This window comes from Pseudomonas sp. GZD-222, from assembly GCF_049310525.1.
Taxonomy (GTDB): domain Bacteria; phylum Pseudomonadota; class Gammaproteobacteria; order Pseudomonadales; family Pseudomonadaceae; genus Aquipseudomonas.
The window spans coordinates 44,181-66,940 of sequence record NZ_JBMOWO010000028.1; the positions used below are offsets into that span (position 1 = coordinate 44,181).

At 61.0% G+C, this 22,760-nt stretch carries 20 protein-coding genes; 9 read left to right on the forward strand and 11 right to left on the reverse strand.

What is annotated here, in order from left to right; translation table 11 throughout:
- Positions 1-16: 16 nt before the first annotated feature.
- From ACO6VD_RS05745 to yaaA, 6 genes are all read right to left on the reverse strand, one after another.
- Entirely contained in the window at positions 17-1,498 is a 1,482-nt protein-coding gene (locus ACO6VD_RS05745; RefSeq protein WP_400169914.1) for an alginate export family protein, read from the reverse strand.
- Positions 1,495-2,928 carry an alginate biosynthesis TPR repeat lipoprotein AlgK gene (gene algK / locus ACO6VD_RS05750; protein WP_422417634.1) on the reverse strand — a complete coding sequence of 478 codons (1,434 nt, stop codon included), beginning with the start codon at positions 2,926-2,928 and terminating at the stop codon, positions 1,495-1,497. Before algK ends, ACO6VD_RS05745 begins: the two co-directional genes overlap by 4 nt.
- Before the next feature lie 140 nt (positions 2,929-3,068).
- Entirely contained in the window at positions 3,069-4,235 is a 1,167-nt protein-coding gene (locus tag ACO6VD_RS05755) for a PilZ domain-containing protein (RefSeq protein ID WP_422417602.1), read from the reverse strand.
- Between the two features lie 37 nt (positions 4,236-4,272).
- On the reverse strand, positions 4,273-5,763 hold the full coding sequence (gene alg8, locus ACO6VD_RS05760; protein ID WP_422417604.1) for a mannuronan synthase: 1,491 nt from the start codon (positions 5,761-5,763) through the stop codon (positions 4,273-4,275).
- Between the two features lie 63 nt (positions 5,764-5,826).
- Positions 5,827-7,143 (reverse strand): nucleotide sugar dehydrogenase, encoded by a 1,317-nt coding sequence (locus tag ACO6VD_RS05765; protein ID WP_422417605.1) that lies wholly within the window; start codon positions 7,141-7,143, stop codon positions 5,827-5,829.
- 733 nt (positions 7,144-7,876) lie between these two features.
- Positions 7,877-8,656, reverse strand: a complete 780-nt coding sequence (gene yaaA / locus ACO6VD_RS05770; RefSeq protein WP_422417607.1) for a peroxide stress protein YaaA — start codon at positions 8,654-8,656, stop codon at positions 7,877-7,879.
- Between the two features lie 134 nt (positions 8,657-8,790).
- Between yaaA and ACO6VD_RS05775 the strand changes: the two genes are divergently transcribed.
- The 6 genes from ACO6VD_RS05775 (at position 8,791) to ACO6VD_RS05800 (ending at position 13,902) form a co-directional block, all read left to right on the forward strand.
- Entirely contained in the window at positions 8,791-9,918 is a 1,128-nt protein-coding gene (locus ACO6VD_RS05775) for a polysaccharide deacetylase family protein (RefSeq protein WP_422417609.1), read from the forward strand.
- A 342-nt stretch (positions 9,919-10,260) separates the two neighbouring features.
- Positions 10,261-11,655, forward strand: coding sequence for a PhoH family protein (locus ACO6VD_RS05780; RefSeq protein WP_422417611.1), 1,395 nt, complete (start codon positions 10,261-10,263; stop codon positions 11,653-11,655).
- 96 nt (positions 11,656-11,751) lie between these two features.
- The gene (gene moaC / locus ACO6VD_RS05785; protein WP_400169922.1) at positions 11,752-12,228 is read left to right on the forward strand and encodes a cyclic pyranopterin monophosphate synthase MoaC; all 477 of its coding nucleotides are present in this window, start codon (positions 11,752-11,754) and stop codon (positions 12,226-12,228) included.
- The gene (moaD, locus tag ACO6VD_RS05790; RefSeq protein ID WP_422417613.1) at positions 12,225-12,470 is read left to right on the forward strand and encodes a molybdopterin converting factor subunit 1; all 246 of its coding nucleotides are present in this window, start codon (positions 12,225-12,227) and stop codon (positions 12,468-12,470) included. Before moaC ends, moaD begins: the two co-directional genes overlap by 4 nt.
- A gap of 1 nt (position 12,471) precedes the next feature.
- Entirely contained in the window at positions 12,472-12,918 is a 447-nt protein-coding gene (moaE, locus tag ACO6VD_RS05795; protein ID WP_422417614.1) for a molybdopterin synthase catalytic subunit MoaE, read from the forward strand.
- 210 nt (positions 12,919-13,128) lie between these two features.
- Positions 13,129-13,902 (forward strand): ABC transporter substrate-binding protein, encoded by a 774-nt coding sequence (locus tag ACO6VD_RS05800; protein ID WP_422417616.1) that lies wholly within the window; start codon positions 13,129-13,131, stop codon positions 13,900-13,902.
- A 29-nt stretch (positions 13,903-13,931) separates the two neighbouring features.
- Here the strand turns inward: ACO6VD_RS05800 and ACO6VD_RS05805 are convergent, their stop codons facing one another.
- From ACO6VD_RS05805 to ACO6VD_RS05825, 5 genes are all read right to left on the reverse strand, one after another.
- Complete coding sequence (locus ACO6VD_RS05805) at positions 13,932-14,558, reverse strand: helix-turn-helix transcriptional regulator (protein WP_422417617.1); 627 nt, start codon at positions 14,556-14,558, stop codon at positions 13,932-13,934.
- A 74-nt stretch (positions 14,559-14,632) separates the two neighbouring features.
- Positions 14,633-15,763, reverse strand: a complete 1,131-nt coding sequence (locus ACO6VD_RS05810; protein ID WP_422417619.1) for an NAD(P)/FAD-dependent oxidoreductase — start codon at positions 15,761-15,763, stop codon at positions 14,633-14,635.
- 10 nt (positions 15,764-15,773) lie between these two features.
- Complete coding sequence (locus tag ACO6VD_RS05815; protein WP_422417621.1) at positions 15,774-16,724, reverse strand: ornithine cyclodeaminase family protein; 951 nt, start codon at positions 16,722-16,724, stop codon at positions 15,774-15,776.
- 112 nt (positions 16,725-16,836) lie between these two features.
- Positions 16,837-18,276 (reverse strand): ATP-dependent RNA helicase RhlB, encoded by a 1,440-nt coding sequence (gene rhlB / locus ACO6VD_RS05820; RefSeq protein WP_422417623.1) that lies wholly within the window; start codon positions 18,274-18,276, stop codon positions 16,837-16,839.
- A 102-nt stretch (positions 18,277-18,378) separates the two neighbouring features.
- Entirely contained in the window at positions 18,379-19,035 is a 657-nt protein-coding gene (locus tag ACO6VD_RS05825) for an alpha/beta hydrolase (RefSeq protein WP_422417625.1), read from the reverse strand.
- Positions 19,036-19,371: 336 nt separating this feature from the next.
- Between ACO6VD_RS05825 and ACO6VD_RS05830 the strand changes: the two genes are divergently transcribed.
- From ACO6VD_RS05830 to ACO6VD_RS05840, 3 genes are all read left to right on the forward strand, one after another.
- On the forward strand, positions 19,372-20,400 hold the full coding sequence (locus ACO6VD_RS05830; protein ID WP_400169931.1) for an amino acid ABC transporter substrate-binding protein: 1,029 nt from the start codon (positions 19,372-19,374) through the stop codon (positions 20,398-20,400).
- Between the two features lie 67 nt (positions 20,401-20,467).
- The gene (locus ACO6VD_RS05835; protein WP_422417627.1) at positions 20,468-21,646 is read left to right on the forward strand and encodes an amino acid ABC transporter permease; all 1,179 of its coding nucleotides are present in this window, start codon (positions 20,468-20,470) and stop codon (positions 21,644-21,646) included.
- A gap of 10 nt (positions 21,647-21,656) precedes the next feature.
- Positions 21,657-22,754, forward strand: a complete 1,098-nt coding sequence (locus ACO6VD_RS05840; RefSeq protein WP_400169933.1) for an amino acid ABC transporter permease — start codon at positions 21,657-21,659, stop codon at positions 22,752-22,754.
- Positions 22,755-22,760 lie beyond the last annotated feature (6 nt).

Genomic DNA, 22,760 nt, shown 5'->3' on the forward strand with positions numbered 1-22,760 from the left:
CAGTGCACTCCAGGCATCAGAAGCGCCAGACCACGTCGACGAAGGCGCGGTGCATGTACGAGTCGGTGTCCTTGCCGTAAGCGTCTCCCGGCTTGAACACGCCAGCACGCAAGCGCACCAGTGCCGAGGGCTCGTCGATCGACTGGCTCAAGCCCGCAGGCAACAGGCCCTGCTTGAAGTACTTGGTGACCACCACGTCCATTTCCTGGCCGAGGTCTTTCTCGCCCTGGATCAGCGGACGGTTGATGCCGTTGTCTTCGACGACCGCGTTGATGCCGCTGCTGCCGATGTTCTGGTCGCCATCGACGCGCCAGAATTTGTGGTAGATCAGGCTGGCGTCGTAGTCGTCGCGCAGTTGCCAGGAGGTGAACAGGGTCGCCGCCTGAAGGTTGCCCAGCTCGCCACGGAACGCCTCGCCGAAGCGGTGTACGCGTGAGCGGGTGCCGGTGAAGTTGGAGCGGTTGCTCTCCAGGCCGGTTTGCTCGTAGTTGCTCGAACCGTCGCTGCCGCCACCGCCGCTACCACGCGCATAGGCGGCGCCGACTTGCCAGTTGGGGTCAAGGCGCAGACGAATACCGAGGTCGGTGGCCCAGGCGTTGACGTCACCGCTTTGCTTGCCGCTGGCCACTTGCTCGCCGTTGACCGTGGTGGTGTTGAGGCTGTCGCGGTCACCGGTCAGCCAGGTCACGCTGCCCCAGTAGTTGACGCGGTTCTGGTTGCGCCAGTTATAGGCGTCGCTGTTGGCCTCAAGGCCCAGCCAGGTGAGGTCACCGGTGCGTGTCTTGTCCAGCGCATCGACGGTTTCGCCGGGGCTTTTCAGGTTGCCGTCGTCGTGAGTGTGGTGGGCGCGCAGGCCGACCCAATGGCCAGGTGTCCATTGCGTGGCGATGTCGCCGTAGACGTGCAGGCGATCCTTGTCTTCCGGGGCCAGCTCGGTGAGGTCGGTGCGGTATTCACTGAAGCGTTCGGCGACGCCGAGGTTGGCGCGCAGCAGGGTGGTGTCGAAGGTCCAGTTCAAGGCTTCGATATTGGTGTCGCGCCACATGCCGTCTTCATTGCGCAGGCGCTGACGACCGAAGCGCAGCTGTTCGCCGGGGTAGGCGGTCAGGCCGCTGTAGCCGACCCAGAACTCACGCATGGCCAGGTAGCTTTTGTCGGCCTCGCGGCCATCGGCACGGCCGCTGTCGGACTCGGCTTCGTCGCCGGACTGGCGCAGGGTGTCGGTCTCGATGATGTCGGTCGCCGTCACCGCCTGGCCCATGGCATAGGCGCTCCAGTTGCCGCGCTCGCCATAGACCCAGGGGCGCAGGTCCAGACCCAGACCGTTGACGTCACCGCCGGAGCGGGTACCGAGGTCACGGTCGTCTTCGGATTGCGCGGTGATTTTCACGTCCAGGCCGAAGTTCTTTTCAGCGGTCATGGCGGCCAGGGTCGGGCACGACCAGAGCAGGGCGAAACCAAGGCCGAGGCCGGCTTTCATCCACGGGTTGAGTGTCATAGGGAATCCTCGCCTTGTTCAGGTGCTAGCTCGGCTTGCAGGGCCAGGGCGCCAGGGCCTTGACCGATGGCGCCACGGGCCTGGCGCTCTTGTTGCAACAGGCGTTCGGCCTGGCTTTTCTGCGCCGGTGTAAGTTGCTGGTCGAGCTGGCTGGCCATTTCCCGCGACTGATCGCTGGGGTTGGCTTGCGCCAGCTGACTGAAGACCCAGGCGTTGACCAGGTCCTGGCGAATGCCGTGGCCCTCGCTGAACAACTGGGCCAGGGCGTAGTCGGCACTGAGCTGGCCGCCGCGGGCGGCGCTGAGCAGGTGGTCGACGGCTTTCTGCGGATCGACCTTGCCCAGGTATCCACGGCGATACAGCTGCCCCAGGTAGTAATGGGCACTGACTTCGCCGGCATTGGCGGCGCTGAGCAGATGGGTTTCGGCCTGCTGTGCATCAGCGGGAACGGTCTTGCCTTCGTAGTACAGGCGACCGAGCAACAGTTCTGCGCGAGGCTGTTCAGCGGCGCGGCCCTTGTCGATGTATGCCATCAGCTTGTCGGTGTCGCCCAGTTCGGGGAAGTCATAGAGCAGTTGCGCGAGGCTGACCCAGGAACCCGGATTGACCGGCGCGACCTGCTCCAGCAGGGCTTGTGCGGTTTTTTCGTCGGTCTGGCCCAGGCTGCGGTCAGCCAGTACACGGGCCGTGCTGTCGACCCGCGTGGCCGGAATCGCACCGCGCTGGTAAGCGCTTTTCAGCTGTTCGAGCAGCGCGGCTTGTTGATCAGCCTGCCCGCGTTTCTGGTACACGGTCGCCAGCTCGACGTAGCAGATGTCGGTAGTGCTCAGCGCGGCTTTGCAGATCCGCTCGACGTCTGCCAGGTGCTGGTCATAGGTGTTCTGGGTGCGGTACAGCAGGATCTGCGCCAGGCCTGCTTCCGGGTAGCCCGCAGTACGCCATTGATCGATCTGCTGTTGCGCATTGGTGTTGGGGAAACTTTGCGGATATTGCAGGTAGAGCATCGCCAGGGGGATCAGGGTGTTGCCCTCACCATTGGCGAAGGCCTTCTTGAGCAGGGTTTCGGCTTCCTGGCGCTCGGCTTCGGTGGCGTCCGGCTTGGCCGCCAGCAGGCGGCCGAGGCGAGCCTGGGCACGCGGCGAGATATCGGCAGCGGCGCGGTAGGTCGCTTCGGCTTCCTTGAGTTTGGCCGGGTCGCGGGTTTCCACCTGAATATCGGCCAGGCCTACCTGGGCCTCGCTGTAACCGAGGTCGGCCAGCTGCCGATAGTTCTGTTCGGCCAAGGCGGTGTCGCCACGCTTGAGGGCTTCGTTGGCCAGGCGCTGGTCGGGCAGGCCGGCGCAACCAGCCAGGCTGATGGCCAAGGCCAGACCCAGAGCAGCACAACTGTGGGAGCGGGGGGGGGGGGGGGGGGGAAGAAAAGAAGCGATGGGGGAAGGGGGAGGGAGAAAAACGCACAACGGAGTGTTCTTCCCCACAAAGAAGAAGAGAGCAGCCTCCACCACCCCCCCCCCCCCCCCCCCCCCCCCCACCGGGGGGGTATTGAGCATATTCACAGGCAATTCCCCCATCAAAGCCCACGGGCCACGGCTTTGTCGATCAGCCAGTCCAGCGACGGGCCACGGTTGCTGTCCACCGCGACCGGGCGGCCAGCCAGTTCGCTGGGCAGTGCGCCTTCTGGCTTGATCTGCACGCGAATGTCCGACGACAGGTCTTCGCTGTTCAGGCTGGTGCTGCTGACGATCTCGCCAGTGCGCCATTCATCTTCGCCAGCGATCTGGAAATTGACCCGGGTGCCCGGCTGGACGTCGTCGAACTGGCGATAGCTGAAGCGCGCCTCGACGGTCGGGTTAACGGTGCGCGGAATCAACTGGAAGATCACCTGGCCTTTGCTCGCGTACTGGCCGTCATCCACCAGCTGGCGGGCGACCACGCAATCGCAGGGGCTGGTCAGGGTGCCGCTCATTTGCTTGCCGAACAGCTCTTCGACCTTGCTCGGCTCAAGCTGCTGGTCGTCCAGGTGGCCCTTGAGCATGTCCAGCATGCTGGTGCTGAACGAGGCCAGCGGCGCGCCTTTGATGACCTGACCACCCCCTTCGACCAGGCCTTGTACGGTGCCGTCGCGAGGCATGGTGACATTGGTCGTCGGCACACTGACCACACCGGCCTGGGCGTGACTGACGAAGTACAGGCCATACACCGACTTGGCGATAAAACCGAACGCCGCGACACCGACCACGAACACACCGAGGCTGAAGGTCACTGCGCGCAGGCGGCCGAAGGCGCTCATGCCACCGCTGGCGTCTTTCTGTTTACGCGCTTTGGTGAAGTTGTCGCGTTGCAAGGTGCTCAGCACATCGCCAATGGTGATCAGCTCGCCGGACAGGTGCGAAGTGATGATGTGGCGCAGGGTGGCGATGTCGCGTGGCTCCAGGTTCTGGAACTGCACGCCGGAACGGCCGCTGGACGGATCGAAGGAGCGCACCTGGAACTCGATGTCCATGGCCAGGCCGAGTTTGTCGACGGTGAACTGCAAGCGCCCGCGCAGCACATCGCCGACTTTCAGCGGGTGCTTGGCATGGAAGCTCAGGCCCCCGGCAGACAGGTCGTCGACCTTCACTTCCAGGGTTTCGCGGCTGCTCCCCAGGTAACGCAGCTTGGCTGGGATGCGCACCCGGGCGTGCTGACGCTGGGCTTCGGACTCATGCACGACATTGACGTTCACGGCGGTATTCATGGCAATTTGTTCCTGTTTAATCCAATCGGTTTCCGGCTCACACGACCATGAACAGCACAGCAATGAAGATGCTGGCCGCCGAGAAGGTCATGGTCCGGGAGGACCAGGTGTTGAACCATTGTTGAAAGCTCGCGAGATCGCGTTTGAGGGCAGTGGGCTGACGCGTCCAGGACTGCTTGTCGAGGCGGAAGAACACGTAGATCTTCATGATCGCGCCGACGATCTGGTTGTAATAAAGAATCAGCGGGTAGGCCGGGCCGATGTTGTGGCCCGAGCACAGCAGCATCAGCGTCAGGATCAGACGGGTGATGCCGATCCACAGCAGGTACACCAAGAGGAACGCCGGGCCGAACTTCAGACTGGCAATGATGGCTACGGTCAGGCCGAGCAAACTGGTCCACATCGACACGCGCTGGTCGAACAGCACCACGCTGGTGAACAGGCCGAGGCGACGGATACCCAGGCCCAGGGCCCGCGAGTTCTGCCGCAGGTTGTTGCCGTACCAGCGGTACATCAGCTTGCGGCTGGCCTTGATGAAGCTTTTTTCCGGCGGGTGTTCGACCGTGTTGATCGCCGCATCTGGCACGTAGAAGGTGTCGTAGCCCAGACGCATGAGGCTGAACCAGCTGGACTTGTCGTCACCGGTGAGGAACTTGAAGCGGCCCAGGCGCCAGTGCTGCAGCGAGTCGTTTTCGACGTCGGCGATGAACTCGGGGTTGGTCACGACCGCAGCGCGGAACACCGACATGCGTCCGGTCATGGTCAGCACGCGTTTGGACAGGGCCATCGAGCACATGTTGATGTGGCGTTGGGCGAAGCGCAGCTTGTGCCACTCGCTCATGATGTAGCCGCCGCGCACTTCGCAGAATTCGTTGGTGGTCAGGCCACCGACATTGCCGAACAGCTTGAACCAGGGCACGGTCTTGCGGACTACGCCTTCACCGAGCACGGTGTCGCCATCGATCACGGCAACGACAGCGTTGTCGTCGGGCAAGTGGCGGGAGATGGCACGAAAACCATAGGCCAGGCCGTCACGTTTACCGGTACCGGCGATACGTACGAAGTCGAGGGTGACGCGGTCTGGCGGATTGAATTTTTCCCAGAGGCTTTTCACCAGCAGTTCGTCGGACATTTCCACCAGCGAGCAGACCACAGTGGTCGGGTAGCCGCAGTCGATCGCCTCGCGGATCACCGAGCTGTAGACCTGGGCGGTGGTCAGGGCGTCGATGCGAAAGCTGGTGACCATAAGGTAGACATGCGATGGATCTGCGGCGCTGCCCAACTTGCGCACTTTGCGCCGTAGCAGCGGGTAGACCACATAGAGAAACAGCATGCCGCGCACAAAGTGCGTGGCACCCATGGAATAGCGCCAGATACCGACGGCACCGACGAGGAAAATGAAGTCCTTCGAGTCGGGGTCGAAAATGGAGTTGGGCAAGGCCAGGGCGATCAACATGAGCAGGCTCACGTAGAACAACCAACCGGCGACCTGTAGCAGGCCGTGCTTGAGCCTTTGCATGTTCTGCATCCGTATCCAGTGAGGAGAGTAGGGTGATGCGCAAGGCCCGAAGGCCCTGCGCAACCTGCCGGGTTACCAGCAGATACCTTCGGTGCGGGTGGCCGGGGAGCTGGCCTTGTTCATGAACCCGACCAGGTCGATGACCTGTTTGCCTTCCGGCGCTTGCTGGGCGAGGGCGCGGAACTTCTCGTCGCGGTTGCCCAGGACGATCACGTCGGCGTGATTGATGACCTGCTCGAAGTCGGCGTTGAGCAGGGAGGAAACGTGCGGGATCTTCGACTCGATGTAGTCTTTGTTGGCACCGTGGACGCGGGCGTACTCAACGTTGCTGTCGTAGATGTTCAGCTCGTAGCCCTTGCCGATCAGGCGCTCGGCCAGTTCCACCAGCGGGCTTTCGCGCAGGTCGTCGGTACCGGCCTTGAAGCTCAGGCCGAGCAGGGCGACCTTGCGTTTGTCGTGGCTTTCGATAATGTCGAAGGCGTTCTGCACCTGCGATTCGTTACTGGTCATCAGCGAGTTGAGCAGCGGTGCCTTCACGTCCAGGCTGCTGGCCCGGTAGGTCAGGGCGCGCACGTCCTTGGGCAGGCACGAGCCACCGAAGGCAAAGCCTGGGCGCATGTAGTACTGCGACAGGTTCAGGGTCTTGTCCTGGCAGACCACGTCCATCACTTCGCGACCATCGACACCGACCGCTTTGGCGATGTTGCCGATCTCGTTGGCGAAGGTCACTTTCGCCGCGTGCCAGACGTTGCAGGTGTACTTGATCATTTCGGCCACTTCGATGGCCTTGCGGATGATCGGCGCGTCGAGTTCTTCATACAGCGACTGCAGGACATCACCGCTGGCGCTGTCCAGTTCGCCGATGACCGTCATCGGTGGCTGGTCGTAGTCCTTGATCGCAGTGCTTTCACGCAGGAACTCAGGGTTCACCGCGACACCGAAGTCGACGCCGGCTTTTTTCCCCGAGCAGTCTTCGAGAATCGGGATCACCACGTTTTTCACCGTGCCTGGCAACACCGTGCTGCGCACCACGATGGTGTGGCGGCTGGCTTTTTCGCGCAGTACATAGCCGATTTCGCGGCACACCGACTCGATGTACTCCAGGCCCAGATCGCCGTTCTTCTTGCTCGGTGTACCGACGCAGATCATCGACAGATCGCTGTCGCGAATCGCCGCCGCAAAGTCCGTGGTGCCACGCAGGCGACCGGTGTCGATGCCTTGTTGCAAGAGTGCTTCAAGCCCGGGTTCGACAATTGGCGATTTGCCCTGGTTGATCAGGTCGATCTTGGTCTTGGAAACATCCACGCCAATCACTTCATGACCCCGTGCGGACAGGCAGCCAGCACAGACTGCACCTACATAACCCAAACCAAAGATGCTGATACGCATCGCTATCACCTCATGTGTTTATCATGCCGACTCAACTAGCAGAGCCAGACCGGGTTGATTAACCAGCAATGTACGGGCGAACGGAGTTGTGGCAGAAAGATGTCACTTCACCGTACGCAGGCATATAAATGTGAAGTGCAATTTAATCTGCACTAAAAGTTTGCAGCCAATGGCCAATAATTGTGGACGTGCCCTTAAATGCAGCCGTCTTTATTGCAGTTCCGTGTTCGGATACTGCAGTGCTTGCTCTTTCAAGCGGATTAAATCCTTTGAAATCAACCACTAGGACGATTTGTAGGGGCGCGGATCTCCTGAGTTCGCTGTAGGTCATCTCTCACACGATGCTCGAGAATCGTTACCGGTGGTATGAGCGACGGGCGAGGAGATAAGTTCCGAGGGCGGTTCAGTGACTATGAAATATTTTTCAATATTTATTAAAGTGCCATTACTTTCAATTTGATAGCACTGGGCAGTTTCGTCCCTGTATATAAAGGGCGAACTCGGGGAGGGATGTTTTATTGCCAGTATCGAAAATTATTTTTCGAAATTCGTCAGAAAATTACGAATGGACTTGATGGCAGTTTGCAATAAAACAGGAGAGCTGGATTTTTGACGTCATAATTACGTCGACTGTAAGAGCGGATTTATCCGCGATGGACTGCGCAGCAGTCCCGTTTGTTGAGGGCCGCGTTGCGCCCCATCGCGGATAAATCCGCTCCTACATCGGTTCGACTCACTCGTCCGGCTGATCGCGCAGGAACACCAGGTTGTCCGGCTTCGACTGCTCGGCACTGTAGTAGTAGCCCTGCACATCGAACTGCTTGAGCTGCTCGGGATCGTTGATGCGCTCCTGGATCACGAAGCGGCTCATCATCCCGCGGGCTTTCTTGGCGTAGAAGCTGATGATCTTGTACTGGCCGTTCTTGAAGTCGCGGAACTCGGTGTTGATGATCCGCGCCTTGAGTGCCGTGCGTTTTACTGCGCTGAAGTACTCGTTGCTGGCAAGGTTGAGCAGCAGGTCATCGCCCTGGTCGGCCAGGGCCTGGTTCAGCCATTCGCTGATGCGCGTGCCCCAGAAGGCGTACAGGTCCTTGCCGCGGGCGTTGGCCAGCTTGGTACCCATTTCCAGGCGATAAGCTTGCATCAGGTCCAGCGGGCGCAACAGGCCGTACAAGCCGGAGAGCATGCGCAGGTGCTCCTGGGCGTAGCTGAAGTCATCCTCGCTCAGGGTTTCGGCGTCCAGCCCGGTGTACACATCACCCTTGAACGCCAGCAGTGCCTGCTTGGCGTTTTCCGGGCTGAAGGCCGGGGTCCAGCTGCCGAAGCGCGCGGCGTTGAGGCCGGCAAGCTTGTCGGAGAGGTGCATCAGCTCGCTGATCTGTGCTGGCGACAGCTCGCGCAGCTGCACGATCAGTTCCTGGGAATCATCCAGGTACTGCGGCTGGGTGTAGCGCTGGGTCACCGGCGGGGTGGTGTAGTCGAGGGTCTTGGCGGGGGAAATCACCGTCAGCATCGGTCGGGCTCCTGAAATCGTGGGCCCGATTCTACGGGGCGGGGCCGCTGATCTCCAGCTATGACGTTGATAGCCACAGACCATCCCGACGCTTGACGCTATAGTGCGCGGCGAGGAAACCGGAGAGCCCGATCGTGCGCATTGCTTTTCTACTACTGAGCGGACTGTTGAGTGTCGCGGCGCAAGCAGCGCCTGTGCCGCCAACGACCTTCGAACGTAGTCACTGGCCAGAACAACTCGACAGCCCGGCGCTGTTCGATGTCGCCTCGCGGGCCGAGATTCTCGGCTTCGCCCGCGCTCTGCAGGCCAGCGAGGCGCTTGACCAGCCGGCCCTGGCCACACGCCTGGGGCTCAAACAGATCAACCTGGTGTCGATCAATCAGGTGCGCTCGCGCCTGTGGCAGCAGTTGTGGCGCAACTATGACCTGGCCCAGCAGAGCTGCGAGCAGGATGCCTCGTTCTGTTATGCCATCGACAACCAGGCCGAGTTGCGCCTGCAGGCGGCGAAGTTCGAAGTCGCCGGCGACTCGTTCTATGCCGGTTGGGCCGAACCCAGCCGCGAGTTTCATGAGCGTTATCTGGACGAGTTGTTGCGCAAGGCTGCGCTGTTTCCGCAGACCGCCAGCGAGATCGAACGTTACTCGGACCTCGAGCGCAACGGCGACGAAGTCAACGACCGCCTGTTCATGCTGACCTTCGATTCCGGCCCCGGACCCGTCGGCGGCGGCACCGATACCCTGACCGACTATCTGCGCCGGCAGAAGCTCGGTGCGACCTTCTTCGTACTTGGCAACAGCCTGCAGACGCGCCGCGACCGGACTTCACTGGCGGATGTGCGCGCACTCTACAAAGGCCAGTGCGTCGGTATTCAAGGCTGGCAATATCGTTCGCACGGGCAGTGGCAGGACTGGCAGGACTCGGTAATGCGCAGTCAGGCCCAGGTCCAGGCCGACCTGCCCGAACAGTATGTACCGCTGTTCAGACCGCCTTATGGCCAGCGCCGGGCCGACAGCCAGGGGTTCTTTGCCAGCCAGGGGCTGCAGGTGGTGCTGTGGAATATCGATGCCCAGGACCAGGCGGCTCTGAGCGCTGAACAGTCGGCGCAGCGGGTGCTGACCTTGATGTTGCTGTGGCGGCGCGGACTGATCCAGTTCAACGACACCCAGCCCAAGGCGCAAGAGGCGGTGGCCTGGCTGCTCAAGCACACGGCACAAAGCGGGATCGGTTGGGAAGATTGCCGACATTACGCCGGTAAAAGCTGAAATCGGGAGGGAAAGAGCGGGCTCGGGAGGAAATTTCCGCGCGTATTTTACTGAGCCTGATTTATGACTTTAGCGGTGCTTTGACCATGCGCCAAGGGCTAAGTGTCATCACGAAAAATAAACTTCAAAAATACGTAAAAATGCTTTTTCCGGTCATGGGTTTTGCGGTATCAAGAAGACAGACCGCCGAACCCTGCATCACAGGTGGCGTCATTGGGCACCAATTCTGTGAGGGCAGCTCCCCACCCGTAACGACGCGGACCAGGGGAGAACCGGCGGCCACTTCACGGCGCAGCACCGTCAAGGTATTGCGTTGTATGGCTTCCACAAAGGTGACCGAGTATGGATGATCAAGGACGCACCACTTCCTCCAACCAGCCAATCCTTTATGTGCTCGATACCAATGTACTGATTCACGATCCAAACGCTTTGCTCAATTTCGAGGAGCACCACGTCGCCATACCGATGACGGTGCTGGAGGAGCTCGACAAACTCAAGACCGGAAAGCAAACCATCGCTGCTGAATGTCGCCAGGCCATCCGCCTGATCGACCAGACTCTGGGCGATGCCACGCCTGCCGATGTCGAGCAGGGTGTGCCGATCCAGCGTGGCAAGAGCGGGCCCAAGGGGTCGCTGTCGATCCTGATGAGTCCACGCAACGAACCTAACCGTCTGCTGCCGGAAACCCTCAACGACAACATCATCATCAACCAGTTGCTGGAGCTGCGCAGTCGGCGTAAAGACCTCGACGTGGTGTTGGTGACCAAAGACATCAACATGCGCCTCAAGGCCCGCGCTTGCGGAATCGCGGCCGAGGACTACAGCACCGACCAACTGGTTGACGACGTTTCGCTGTTGTCCAAGGGTTACCACAGCGTCACCGGTTCGTTCTGGGACCGCGTCAGCAAGGTTGAGACCCGTCAGGAGCGTGGCCGCACCTGGCACCGGGTGCAAATGATCGACAACCTGCCGGCGGTGCACATCAACGAGTTCATCATTGATGAGCAGGGCTTTGTCGGCTGGATCAAAGGCATCAAGGACGACGAACTGCTGTTGCTCGACCTGCATCAGGAACCGCTGTTGCACCAGGAAGCCTGGGGTCTGAAACCACGTGATATCTATCAGAGCCTGGCCCTGTTTGCCCTGCTCGATCCGGATATTCACCTGGTCAACCTGACGGGCGCTGCGGGCTCCGGTAAAACCATCCTGGCCCTGGCCGCCGCCATCGAGCAGACCATGGTCAGCAAGCGCTACCGGCGTATTATCGCTACCCGCAGCGTACAGGGGCTGGACCAGGAGATCGGCTTCCTGCCCGGTACCGAAGCAGAGAAGATGGAGCCCTGGCTCGGGGCAATCACCGACAACCTCGAAGCGCTGCACATGGATGATGAGAACACCCATGGCAGTGTCGACTACATCCTTGAGCGTGTACCCCTGCAGTTCAAGTCGTTGAACTACATTCGGGGGCGCAGCTTCCAGCAGAGCCTGATCCTGATCGACGAATGCCAGAACCTCACCCCGCACCAGATGAAAACCATCATCACCCGTGCTGGCGCCGGTTCCAAGGTGATCTGCCTGGGTAACCTGGCGCAGATCGATACTCCTTACCTGTCCGCGACCAGCTCGGGCCTCACCTACCTGACCGAGCGCTTCAAGGACTTCCCCAACGGCGTGCACATCACCCTGCAAGGCGTACCGCGTTCGATTCTGGCCGAATACGCCGAATCGCACCTGTAACCCTCAACCACCGGGCGGCCATGCCGCCCGGTTTTTTTTGCTACGAAGACCTGACCCCAGGGTTTACACTCTTTGCTCCTGAACAGGAGGAAGGCTGTGCTGACTCATCTCGATTCCCAAGGTCGGGCCGCTATGGTCGACGTCACCGATAAAGCCGTGACCTCGCGTGAGGCTGTGGCCGAAGCGCGGGTGCGCATGCTCCCGCAAACCCTGCAGATGATTGTCGATGGCGAGCACCCCAAGGGTGATGTCTTCGCCGTGGCACGCATTGCCGGTATCCAGGCGGCGAAGAAGACCAGTGACCTGATTCCTTTGTGCCACCCATTGCTGCTGACCAGCGTCAAGGTCGAGCTCAGCGCCGAAGGCAACGACACCGTATATATCGTCGCCCGTTGCAAGCTGGCCGGGCAGACCGGCGTGGAAATGGAAGCCCTGACCGCCGCCAGCGTCGCTGCGCTGACCATCTACGACATGTGCAAAGCGGTTGATCGCGGCATGATCATCGACGGCGTGCGGGTGCTGGAGAAGCTTGGCGGCAAGAGCGGCCATTACCAGGCGGATGACGTGAAATGAGCATAAAGGTGATGTATTTCGCTCGTTACCGTGAAGCGTTGGGCGTTGATGCCGAGAAGCTTGAAGGTTCCTTCGCGACCCTGGACGACGTGCGCAAGGCGCTGGTTGCCAAGGGTGGCCAGCATGAGGTGCTGAGCGAACAGAATCTGATGTGCGCGCGTAACGAAGAGCTGTGCAAGCTCGATGAGCCTGTAGAAGACGGCGACGAAGTGGCGTTTTTCCCCCCCGTGACCGGAGGCTGAAATGAGCATTCGCGTCCAGACCCAGGCCTTTGATCCGGGTGCCGAAGTCAACGCCATGCACGCGGCCAATGTCGGTGTCGGTGCCGTGGTCGGTTTTGTTGGCTACGTGCGCGACTTCAATGACGGCCAGGAGGTGGCGGGCATGTTCCTGGAGCACTATCCGGGCATGACCGAAAAGGCCCTGGCCAAGATCGTCGTTGAAGCCGAACAGCGCTGGCCGCTGCTCAAGGTCGAGGTTTTGCACCGCATCGGCGCGCTGGAGCCCGGCGAGCCGATTGTCTTTGTCGGTGTAGCCAGTGCCCATCGCCAGGCAGCGTTCGATGCCTGCAACTTCATCATGGATTACCTCAAGACCCGTGCACCGTTCTGGAAGAAAGAACATACCGGTGACGGCCCGCGCTGGGTCGAGGGCAAGCAGAGCGACGAAGACGCGGCAGGGCGTTGGTAGTTGGCTTTTTCGCGGGGCAAACCCGCTCCCACCGGGAGGGTGGATATCCTGTGGGAGCGGGCTTGCCCCGCGATGCTTTTGCTTGTTGAGTTTTCATACAATAAAGTCCAGTATGGAATTATAAGTACAAAATAATTCCAGGCCGTCGCGTGCCTGCCCGCTTTCCTCTGTCTTGCAACACACCTCCAATAACGAGCGAGAGAGACCACCATGAAGAAGCTCACCCTGATCAGCGGTCTGGCCTTGAGTCTGTTGGCCAGCAGCCTGTTCGCCGCCGAGGACACCCTGCGTATTGGCATCGAAGCCGCTTATCCGCCTTTTGCCTCGAAAAACGACAAAGGCGAGATCGTCGGCTTCGACTACGACATCGGTAACGCCTTGTGCGCGCAGATGCAGGTCAAGTGCGTATGGAACGAGGTGGAGTTCGACGGCCTGATCCCGTCGCTGAAAGTGAAGAAGATCGATGCGGCCTTGTCGTCGATGACCATCACCGACGAGCGTAAAAAGTCCGTCGACTTTACCCACAAGTACTACTTCACTTCCTCGCGGCTGGTGATGAAGAAGGGCGCAACGGTCGATGACCAGTACGCCAGCCTCAAGGGCAAGACCGTCGGTGTGCAGCGCGCCACCACCACCGATCGCTACGCCACTGAAGTGCTCGAGCCCAAGGGCATCACCATCAAGCGCTACAGCAACAACGAAGAGATCTACATGGACCTGGCATCCGGGCGTGTCGATGCGATTTTCGCCGACACCATTCCGCTCGATGACTTCCTGTCGATGCCGCGTGGCGCTGACTATGCCTTTGTCGGTCCGGAGCTGAAAGACCCGAAATACGTCGGTGAAGGCGCGGGAATCGCGGTGCGCAAGGGTAACGAGGCGTTGGTGAGCAAACTCAACAAAGCCATCGACGACATCCGCGCCAATGGCGAATACCAGAAGATCCAGTCGAAGTACTTCAAGACGGACATCTACGGCGATTGATGATCGTCACCCTCAAGGCCTGAAGCCCTTCAGGCCTTGAGTTCCTTCAGGTGTTTGTACACCGTCGCCCGTCCCATCCCCAGCACATTGGCCACATAGTTGGCCGCACTCTTGCCCTTGAATGCGCCTTCGGCGTGCAGGGCCAGGACCAGCTCGCGCTTGTGTTCGCGGGTCAGCAGGTTGAGGCTCAGTTGACGCTGGCGCAGCCAGGTGTTGAGAAAGGTATTGATGCGCTCCTGCCAGTCATCGCGAAACAGCGCATCGGGCTGCGCTATCAGTTTGCTCGGCGAGAGGAACAGGTCCAGCGCTGCCTTGGCATTTTCGAACAGGGAAATGTTCAGGTTGATGCACAGCACTGCCAGCGGTTTACCCGCCTCATCGCGTAACACCGTGCTCAGGGAGCGGATTTTCTGCCCGTCCCAGTTGAGCTTCTCGTAGGGGCCGATGTTGGTTTCATCGGTACCGGTCTCGAGCATGTCTTCCAGCGCGGCATCATCGCCAATTTCGCGTTTGGACAGGTTGTTGGCGATGTAGTCGATCTTCTGGCTGCGCAGGTCGTGCAGCACCACCTCGGCGTGGGGGAAGAACAAGGTGGCAATGGCATCGGCGATGGCCCGGTAGTTGTCCAGGACAGGGTCGCGGCGAGAGGTCGACATTCAGGCAGGCTCCAGGCGGTGTCAGCACCCTTGGCACAAGGGCGCTGCGAGTGTGCCGCAATCGCGGCGGCGCGTCATCCCTGCAGGCGGCGCGGAGACAGCATCGCGGCGTTCAGGCCAAAGCCCTTGAGTGCGTCGGGCAGGTCTTCGCCACGCACCAGCGCGGCGCTGGCCTGGCCCATGGCGGGGGAGGTCTGGATGCCATAACCCCCTTGCGCCGCTACCCAGAACAGGCCAGGCACTTGCGGGTCGAAGCCTGCGACCAGATCACCATCGGCAACAAAGCTGCGCAAACCGGCCCAGGTGCGGGTCGGCCGACGAATCGTCAGGGTGGTGGCTTCTTCGATCTGGTAGATGCCCATGGCAATGTCCAGCTCTTCGGCTTGCACGTCATGGGGGGCGACCGGGTCGGCATTGGCTGGCGAGCCGAGCAGCATGCCGGCGTCGGGCTTCATGTAGAACGATTCGTCGAGACTGACCAGCATCGGCCAGGCGTGGCTGTCGATGCCTTCGGGGGCGGCGAAGATGAAGGCGGCGCGACGTTTGGGTTGCAGGCCAAGCGGCTGCGCACCGGCCAGTACGCCGATGTGGTCGGCCCAGGCGCCGGCGGCGTTTATCAGTACCGGCGCACTGAAGGTGCCACGGCTGGTCTGCACCTGCCAGAGACCGTTATCGTCGCGGCTGAGCTGCTGGACTTCGCAATCGCTGTGCACCTCACCCTGCTGGCGGCGAATACCGCGCAGGTAGCCCTGGTGCAGGGCATCGGTGTCGATGTCGCTGGCGCTCGGGTCATACAGGGCGCCATGGACTTTTTCGCGGCGCAGTACCGGCAGGCGGGCGCAGGCCTGGTCAGCGCTGAGCAGTTCGACTTCAGGCACGCAGGCTTTGGCACTGTGATACTGGCGCTGCAGTTCTTCGGGGTCGCCAGTAAGGTCGACGGTCATTTCCCCGCGCGGGCTGAGCAGCGGGTGCTCGGCAAAGCCTGCGGGCGGATGATCGAAAAACTCACGGCTGGCGAGGGTCAGCGCGCGTACCTGCGGGGTTCCATAAGCCGCGGTATACAGCGCTGCCGAGCGGCCGGTGGAGTGGTAGCCGGGCTGCGACTCGCGTTCGAGCAGCACTACCCGACCCTGGCCGGCCAGCCAATAGCCCGTGGAGGCGCCCGCGATACCGGCACCAATGATGATGAAGTCAGCCTGTTGCATGGAAGTCTCCTCAGTCGGCGCGTTGCAGGCGGTACAGGGCGTTGGCCAGGGCGATGTCTTCCAGGCCCAGACCGATGGAGCGGAAGAAGGCGTGACGCTGGTAAGCAGGGGCAGGGGCCTGATTGCTCAACAACTGCGCCAGATCGCCAACGATGGCCTCCGGCTTCCAGCCATGCTGCTCGGCTGCGATACGCATTTCGCCAGCGCTGCCCGGGGTGGTTAGCCGATAGTCGCAATACACATCCATGGCGCCGAGGCTGGCGGGCGGTACTTCATGGGCGCGCACAGCATTGGTGCTGATCGAGGTGATCAGGGCCGGTTTGCTCAAGCTGGCCGGGTCGATAACCGGGCTGGCCGAGGAGGTGCACAGCATGATCACATCGGCATCCTGAAGTGCCTGCTCGAGGCTGTCGCTGAGCGTCAGGCGTGGATCAAGGTCAAGCAGCGCCTGACGTTGCTCGGCGCCTTGTTCGGCCAGGCTTGGCGAAAACAGGCGGATGTCCTGCCACTCGCGCAGGCCGCGCACGTAATGCAAGTGGGCGCGGGCGATCGGGCCGCTGCCGATCACGGTCAGACGCCGGGCACTGGCGGCTGCCAGGGCATCGACCGCGACAGCAGTGGTGGCGGCGGTACGTGCGGTGGTCAGTTCGCCGGCATCGCACAGCAACAGCGGCTGGCCGCTGTCCATGGACATCAGCAGGGTCCAGGCGGTGACCAGCGGGCCTTGCTCACGGACGATATAGGGCGAGGTTTTCACCCCATAGACCCGTTCCTGCGCCAGCACACCGCCATAGTTGATGAAGTCACCCTGGCCCGCAGGGAACTCGACCAACTGCTGCGGCGGCTGCACCGCTTGTCCGGCCGCCAGGTCACGGAACAGGCTGCGCAGGATCTGCGGGACATCCACCTGCGTCAGCAGTTGGCGAGCGAGCTGTTTATCGATGACGAGAGGCGTGGACATACGGGTCTCCAATTAAACTATTTTGTCCATTATGGACTCTTTGTTTATTTGGACAATATCAGCGGCATAAAAAAACGCAGCCAAGGCTGCGTTTTCAGACCACTGTCCGTTCTCAGTGATGCTTGCGCGGCACTGGCTTGAGCAGTTCGGTTGGCGGCATCTCGCAGCTGATCTTGCGGCCCAGCAGCTCTTCGATGGCCGGCAACTGGTAGGAGTCATCCTCACCGGCGAAGCTGATCGACACACCGCTGGTGCCGGCACGGCCGGTACGACCAATACGGTGCACGTAGTCGTCCGGATCTTCCGGCAGGGTGAAGTTGATCACATGGCTGATACCGTCGATGTGAATGCCACGGCCCGCCACGTCGGTCGCGACCAGTACGGTAATGCGGCCTTCGCGGAAGTTCTCCAGGGTCTTGATGCGCTTGTGCTGCGGCACGTCGCCCGACAACTGGGCGGCATTGACGCCATCGCGCACCAGGCGTTCTTCGATGCGCCGCACTTCATCCTTGCGGTTGGCGAAGACCATTACCCGTTCCCACTTGTTCTCGGTCACCAGGTTGTACAGCAGCTTGTACTTGTCGCTTCCGGCTACGGCATAAACGTGCTGTTCGACGGTTTCGCTGGCAACGTTCTCCGGCTCGATCTCGACGATCGACGGGTCGGTGGTCCACTGCTTGGCCAGGTTCATCACGTCTTCGGTGAAGGTCGCGGAGAACAACAGGGTCTGGCGTTCGCTCTTCGGCGGGGTCTGGCGGATGATCTGCCGTACCTGCGGAATGAAGCCCATGTCGAGCATGCGGTCGGCTTCGTCCAGCACCAGCACTTCGACCATGTCCAGGTGCGCTTCACCGCGCTGATTGAAGTCCAGCAGACGGCCTGGGGTCGCGACGAGGATGTCGCAGTGGCGCGCTTCGAGGGCTTTGAGCTGCTTGTCGAAATCCATGCCACCGACGAAGGTCATCACGTTCAGGCCGGTGTACTTGGTCAGCGCCGCGGCGTCCTTGGCGATCTGCACTACCAGTTCGCGGGTCGGGGCGATGATCAGTGCCCGTGGCTCGCCCATGTAGCGCTCTTTCGGCGGCGGGGTCTGCTGCAGCTGGGAAATGATCGAAATCAGGAAGGCTGCGGTCTTGCCGGTGCCGGTCTGGGCGCGGCCAATGGCATCTTTGCCGCGCAGGGTATGACCCAGCACTTGCGCCTGGATCGGCGTGCAATACGGAAAGCCCAGGTCGTGGATCGCATGCATCAGCTCGGGCGAGAGCTTGAAGTCATGGAAACGGGTCTTGCCTTCTTGCGGCTCGACCACGAAATCTTCCAGCTTCCAGGTGGAGGCTGCAGGTTTTGGCTTGCGCTCGCGGCGCGGTTTGGGCTCGGCCGGCTTTTCGGCGCGTGCCGGCTTGGCGGCTTCGGCTGGGGCCTCGGTCTGGAGCGGGGCGGCCGGGGCAGGGGCCTTGGGTGGTGCCGGGGGCTGCTTCACGGGGGCAGCGCTTTCGGTGGCGAGTTGCTCAACCTCGCTCTTGCCGAACATCTTCTTGAGTGCTTTGAGCACGGTCATCTCATCAATTGGTTAAGGAATGTACGCCGGCCAGTGTAATGCAAGAATCGGGCGCGGCGTAGTGGATTGCGCTGACAACTACAGGGAAGTCTTCTTTTAGCGCAGGCGTGCGGACAGCCAGGCGGCGATATCGTTGATTTCCTGGGGCAGTACTTCGTGCTCCATGGGGTATTCCTCCCACTGCACCTCGACGCCCCAGTGCTTGAGGTGCTCATAAGCGCTGCGACCCATGGCCGGGAGTACAACTGGATCGTAGACCCCGTGCAGGCACAGGGCCGGGGTGCGTTGTTGGCAAGCGCTCAGTTCACGCTCCTGGGCAAAGGTCGGCGCATAGGTCGACAGGGCAATCACCCCGCCCAGGGCTTCTTGCCACTTTATATAAGCAGTGTGCAGCACCACCGCACCACCCTGGGAGAAACCGGCGAGAACGATACGGGCCAGGTCGATGCCTTTGGCCTGTTCGGCCTTGATCAGCTCGATCACCTGGTTGGCCGAGGCCTTCAGTTGATCTTCATCGATCGCCCGTGCCGGGGTCATGGCCTTGATGTCGTACCAGCTGGGCATCTCGTAGCCACCGTTGATGGTCACCGGACGGGTCGGCGCCTGGGGCATGACGAAGCGGGTGGTCAGCAAAACTTCCTGCAGGGCTTCGGCCACCGGCATGAAGTCGTAACGATCGGCACCCAGGCCGTGCAACCAGATCACACAGGCGTCTGCGGTTTTTTGTGGCTCGAGAATCAGCGGGTGGGTCATGACTGCTCCGAAAGTGTGCGCGCGCTCTTGTTTGCGTGCATGAATTGAAGGCGCGTCGGGTGAATCCGGGAATAACCTGTCGCAACGCTGCAAGTTTCCCTCTTGACGAGTACTGAAACGCTTTAGCCGTTCAGTTTGGTACGCGCTTTGCTATGAAACTCCTGATGCGAGGTTACACGTTTTGGACGGTAACACCCGTTAGCGGTCCCCAAGGCTGTCACAGAACAGCGCATTGCGCCAATTGACCCAAAAACAAGCCAACACGGGTCGGATGCGCCTCATAAGGGTGCGGTGCAATCCCGGCTCAACACAATAAGAGCAAAACTGGAGGTTTGAATGAAGATGTTGAAATCCACCCTGGCAGTGGTTACCGCTGCTACCGTGCTCGGTATCAGTGGTATCGCACAGGCAGGTGCGACCCTGGACGCCGTGCAGAAGAAGGGTTTCGTTCAGTGTGGCGTCAGTGACGGCTTGCCGGGCTTCTCGGTTCCGGATGCCAAGGGCAACATCGTCGGTATCGACGCAGACGTCTGCCGCGCAGTGGCCGCAGCCGTGTTTGGCGATGCCAAAAAGGTCAAGTTCAGCCAGCTCAACGCTAAAGAGCGCTTCACCGCGCTGCAGTCCGGCGAAGTCGACGTGCTGTCGCGTAACACCACCTGGACCAGCTCCCGTGACGCGGGCATGGGCCTGGTGTTCGCCGGTGTTACCTATTACGACGGCATCGGTTTCCTGGTCAACAAGAAGCTCGGTGTTTCCAGCGCCAAGGAGCTGGACGGTGCAACCATCTGCATCCAGGCCGGTACCACCACCGAACTCAACGTCTCCGACTACTTCCGCGCCAATGGCCTGAAGTACACCCCGATCACTTTCGACACCTCCGACGAAAGCGCCAAGTCGCTGGAATCCGGCCGTTGCGACGTACTGACCTCGGACAAGTCGCAGCTCTACGCACAGCGCTCCAAGCTGGCCGCACCGGCCGACTACGTGGTACTGCCGGAAACCATTTCCAAGGAACCACTGGGCCCCGTGGTACGCAAAGGCGATGAAGAGTGGTTCAGCATCGTCAAGTGGACCCTGTTCGCCATGCTCAATGCCGAAGAAATGGGCATCAGCTCGAAGAACGTCGAAGCGGAAGCCAAAGCCACCAAGAACCCAGACGTGGCCCGTATGCTCGGCGCCGACGGCGAGTACGGCAAGGACCTGAAACTGCCGAAGGACTGGGTCGTGCAGATCGTCAAACAGGTCGGCAACTACGGTGAAGTGTTCGAGAAGAACCTGGGCAAGGAAACCCCACTGCAAATCGACCGCGGTCTGAACGCCCTGTGGAACAACGGCGGCATCCAGTACGCGCCACCGGTGCGCTGACGGTTGCGGCCTGCGGCGGCCCCTGGCCGTCGCAGGCTGTTCGGTTCCCTTCCTTTCGGGGCATTACATGCAAAATCAAATCGGCGCACCTAAGGGGCTATCCCTTAACGATCCACGTGTGCGTGCGTGGCTGTTCCAGATCATCACCGTGGTCGCGGTGGTCGCTCTGGGCTGGTACCTGTTTCACAACACCCAGACCAACCTGCAACACCGGGGCATCACCTCGGGCTTCGACTTCCTCGAGCGCAGTGCCGGTTTCGGTATCGCTCAACACCTGATTCCCTACACCGAGCAAGACAGCTATGCCCGGGTATTCGTCATCGGCTTGCTCAACACGCTGCTGGTGACCTTTATCGGCATCGTCCTGGCGACCCTGCTGGGGTTCATCATCGGTGTGGCCCGGTTGTCACCGAACTGGATGATCAACAAGCTGGCCACGGTGTATGTCGAGACTTTCCGTAACATTCCACCGCTGCTGCAGATCCTGTTCTGGTACTTCGCGGTGTTCCTGACCCTGCCGGGACCGCGGGGCAGCATCAATATCAGCGACGCCTTCTTTATCAGCAACCGCGGCCTGAACATGCCCGGTGCTTCTGTGGCCGAAGGATTCTGGCCATTTGTCGTCAGCCTGGTGCTGGCCATTGTCGCCATTGTGGTGATGGTGCGCCTGGCCAACCGGCGCTTCGAAGCCACTGGCGAGCCGTTTCACAAGTTCTGGGTCGGTTTGTTTCTGCTCTTGGGCATTCCCGCGCTCAGCGTGATGCTGGCAGGCAGCCCGCTGCACTGGGAAATGCCCCAGCTCAAGGGCTTCAACTTCGTCGGCGGCTGGGTGTTGATCCCTGAACTGCTGGCCCTGACCCTGGCATTGACCATCTATACCGCAGCCTTCATCGCCGAGATCGTGCGCTCGGGCATTCGCTCGGTCAGCTACGGCCAGACCGAAGCAGCCCGTTCCCTGGGCCTGCGCGAAGGCCCGACGCTGCGCAAGGTGATCATTCCCCAGGCACTGCGGGTGATCATTCCACCGTTGACCAGCCAGTACCTGAACCTGGCGAAGAACTCCTCACTGGCGGCCGGTATCGGCTACCCGGAAATGGTCTCGTTGTTCGCCGGGACGGTGCTCAACCAGACCGGTCAGGCCATCGAAGTGATCGCCATCACCATGAGCGTCTACCTGGCCATCAGCATCAGCATTTCCTTGCTGATGAACTGGTACAACAAGCGCATTGCGCTGATCGAGCGGTGAGGATACGCGCATGACTACCCATGTTTTCAAACCTGATATGCCGCCACCGGTGAAAACCGTCGGCGTGCTGGCCTGGATGCGCAACAACCTGTTCTCCAGCTGGCTGAACACCTTGCTCACGCTGTTTGCCCTGTACCTGGTCTGGTTGATCGTGCCGCCGTTGTTGCAGTGGTCGATCTTTGACGCCAACTGGGTCGGCACCACCCGCGCCGACTGCACCAAGGAGGGCGCCTGCTGGGTGTTCATCCAGCAGCGCTTCGGCCAGTTCATGTATGGCTATTACCCGACCGAGCTGCGCTGGCGGGTCGACCTGACCGTGTGGCTGGCAGTGATTGGTGCCGCGCCCCTGTTCATCTCGCGCTTCCCGCGCAAGGCGATCTACGGGCTGAGCTTCCTGGTGCTGTATCCGATCATTGCCTACACCCTGCTGCACGGTGGCTACCTGGGCCTGACCACGGTACCGACCAGCCAGTGGGGCGGGCTGATGCTGACCCTGGTGATCGCCACCGTGGGCATCGTCGGCGCCTTGCCGCTGGGCATTCTGCTGGCGCTGGGCCGGCGTTCGAACATGCCGGCGGTGAAGGTGGTCTGCGTGACCTTCATCGAGTTCTGGCGCGGCGTGCCGTTGATCACCGTACTGTTCATGTCATCGGTGATGCTGCCGCTGTTCCTGCCCGAGGGCATGAGCTTCGACAAGCTGCTGCGGGCGATGATCGGGGTCATTCTGTTCCAGTCGGCGTACATCGCCGAAGTGGTGCGCGGTGGCCTGCAGGCCATTCCCAAAGGTCAGTACGAAGCCGCGGCGGCGATGGGCCTGGGTTACTGGCGCTCAATGGGCCTGGTGATCCTGCCGCAAGCCCTGAAGCTGGTGATTCCCGGCATCGTCAACACCTTCATTGCCCTGTTCAAAGACACCAGCCTGGTGATCATCATCGGCCTGTTCGACCTGCTCAACAGCGTCAAACAGGCGGCTGCCGACCCGACCTGGCTGGGCATGGCGACCGAGGGCTATGTGTTCGCCGCCCTGGTTTTCTGGATTTTCTGTTTCGGTATGTCCCGCTACTCCATGCATCTGGAGCGCAAGCTGGACACAGGCCACAAGCGTTAGGAGTGT

What these genes read in the sequence shown, in the direction of transcription:
- alg8 (WP_422417604.1), bottom strand. Translation starts at nt 5,763, where the DNA reads ATGCAGAACATGCAAAGGCTCAAGCACGGCCTGCTACAGGTCGCCGGT.
- ACO6VD_RS05835 (WP_422417627.1), top strand. Translation starts at nt 20,468, where the DNA reads ATGCAAAATCAAATCGGCGCACCTAAGGGGCTATCCCTTAACGATCCA.
- yaaA (WP_422417607.1), bottom strand. Translation starts at nt 8,656, where the DNA reads ATGCTGACGGTGATTTCCCCCGCCAAGACCCTCGACTACACCACCCCG.
- ACO6VD_RS05840 (WP_400169933.1), top strand. Translation starts at nt 21,657, where the DNA reads ATGACTACCCATGTTTTCAAACCTGATATGCCGCCACCGGTGAAAACC.
- ACO6VD_RS05745 (WP_400169914.1), bottom strand. Translation starts at nt 1,498, where the DNA reads ATGACACTCAACCCGTGGATGAAAGCCGGCCTCGGCCTTGGTTTCGCC.
- ACO6VD_RS05815 (WP_422417621.1), bottom strand. Translation starts at nt 16,724, where the DNA reads ATGTCCACGCCTCTCGTCATCGATAAACAGCTCGCTCGCCAACTGCTG.
- ACO6VD_RS05780 (WP_422417611.1), top strand. Translation starts at nt 10,261, where the DNA reads ATGGATGATCAAGGACGCACCACTTCCTCCAACCAGCCAATCCTTTAT.
- ACO6VD_RS05825 (WP_422417625.1), bottom strand. Translation starts at nt 19,035, where the DNA reads ATGACCCACCCGCTGATTCTCGAGCCACAAAAAACCGCAGACGCCTGT.
- ACO6VD_RS05805 (WP_422417617.1), bottom strand. Translation starts at nt 14,558, where the DNA reads ATGTCGACCTCTCGCCGCGACCCTGTCCTGGACAACTACCGGGCCATC.
- ACO6VD_RS05810 (WP_422417619.1), bottom strand. Translation starts at nt 15,763, where the DNA reads ATGCAACAGGCTGACTTCATCATCATTGGTGCCGGTATCGCGGGCGCC.
- ACO6VD_RS05800 (WP_422417616.1), top strand. Translation starts at nt 13,129, where the DNA reads ATGAAGAAGCTCACCCTGATCAGCGGTCTGGCCTTGAGTCTGTTGGCC.
- ACO6VD_RS05755 (WP_422417602.1), bottom strand. Translation starts at nt 4,235, where the DNA reads ATGAATACCGCCGTGAACGTCAATGTCGTGCATGAGTCCGAAGCCCAG.
- moaD (WP_422417613.1), top strand. Translation starts at nt 12,225, where the DNA reads ATGAGCATAAAGGTGATGTATTTCGCTCGTTACCGTGAAGCGTTGGGC.
- ACO6VD_RS05830 (WP_400169931.1), top strand. Translation starts at nt 19,372, where the DNA reads ATGAAGATGTTGAAATCCACCCTGGCAGTGGTTACCGCTGCTACCGTG.
- moaE (WP_422417614.1), top strand. Translation starts at nt 12,472, where the DNA reads ATGAGCATTCGCGTCCAGACCCAGGCCTTTGATCCGGGTGCCGAAGTC.
- ACO6VD_RS05765 (WP_422417605.1), bottom strand. Translation starts at nt 7,143, where the DNA reads ATGCGTATCAGCATCTTTGGTTTGGGTTATGTAGGTGCAGTCTGTGCT.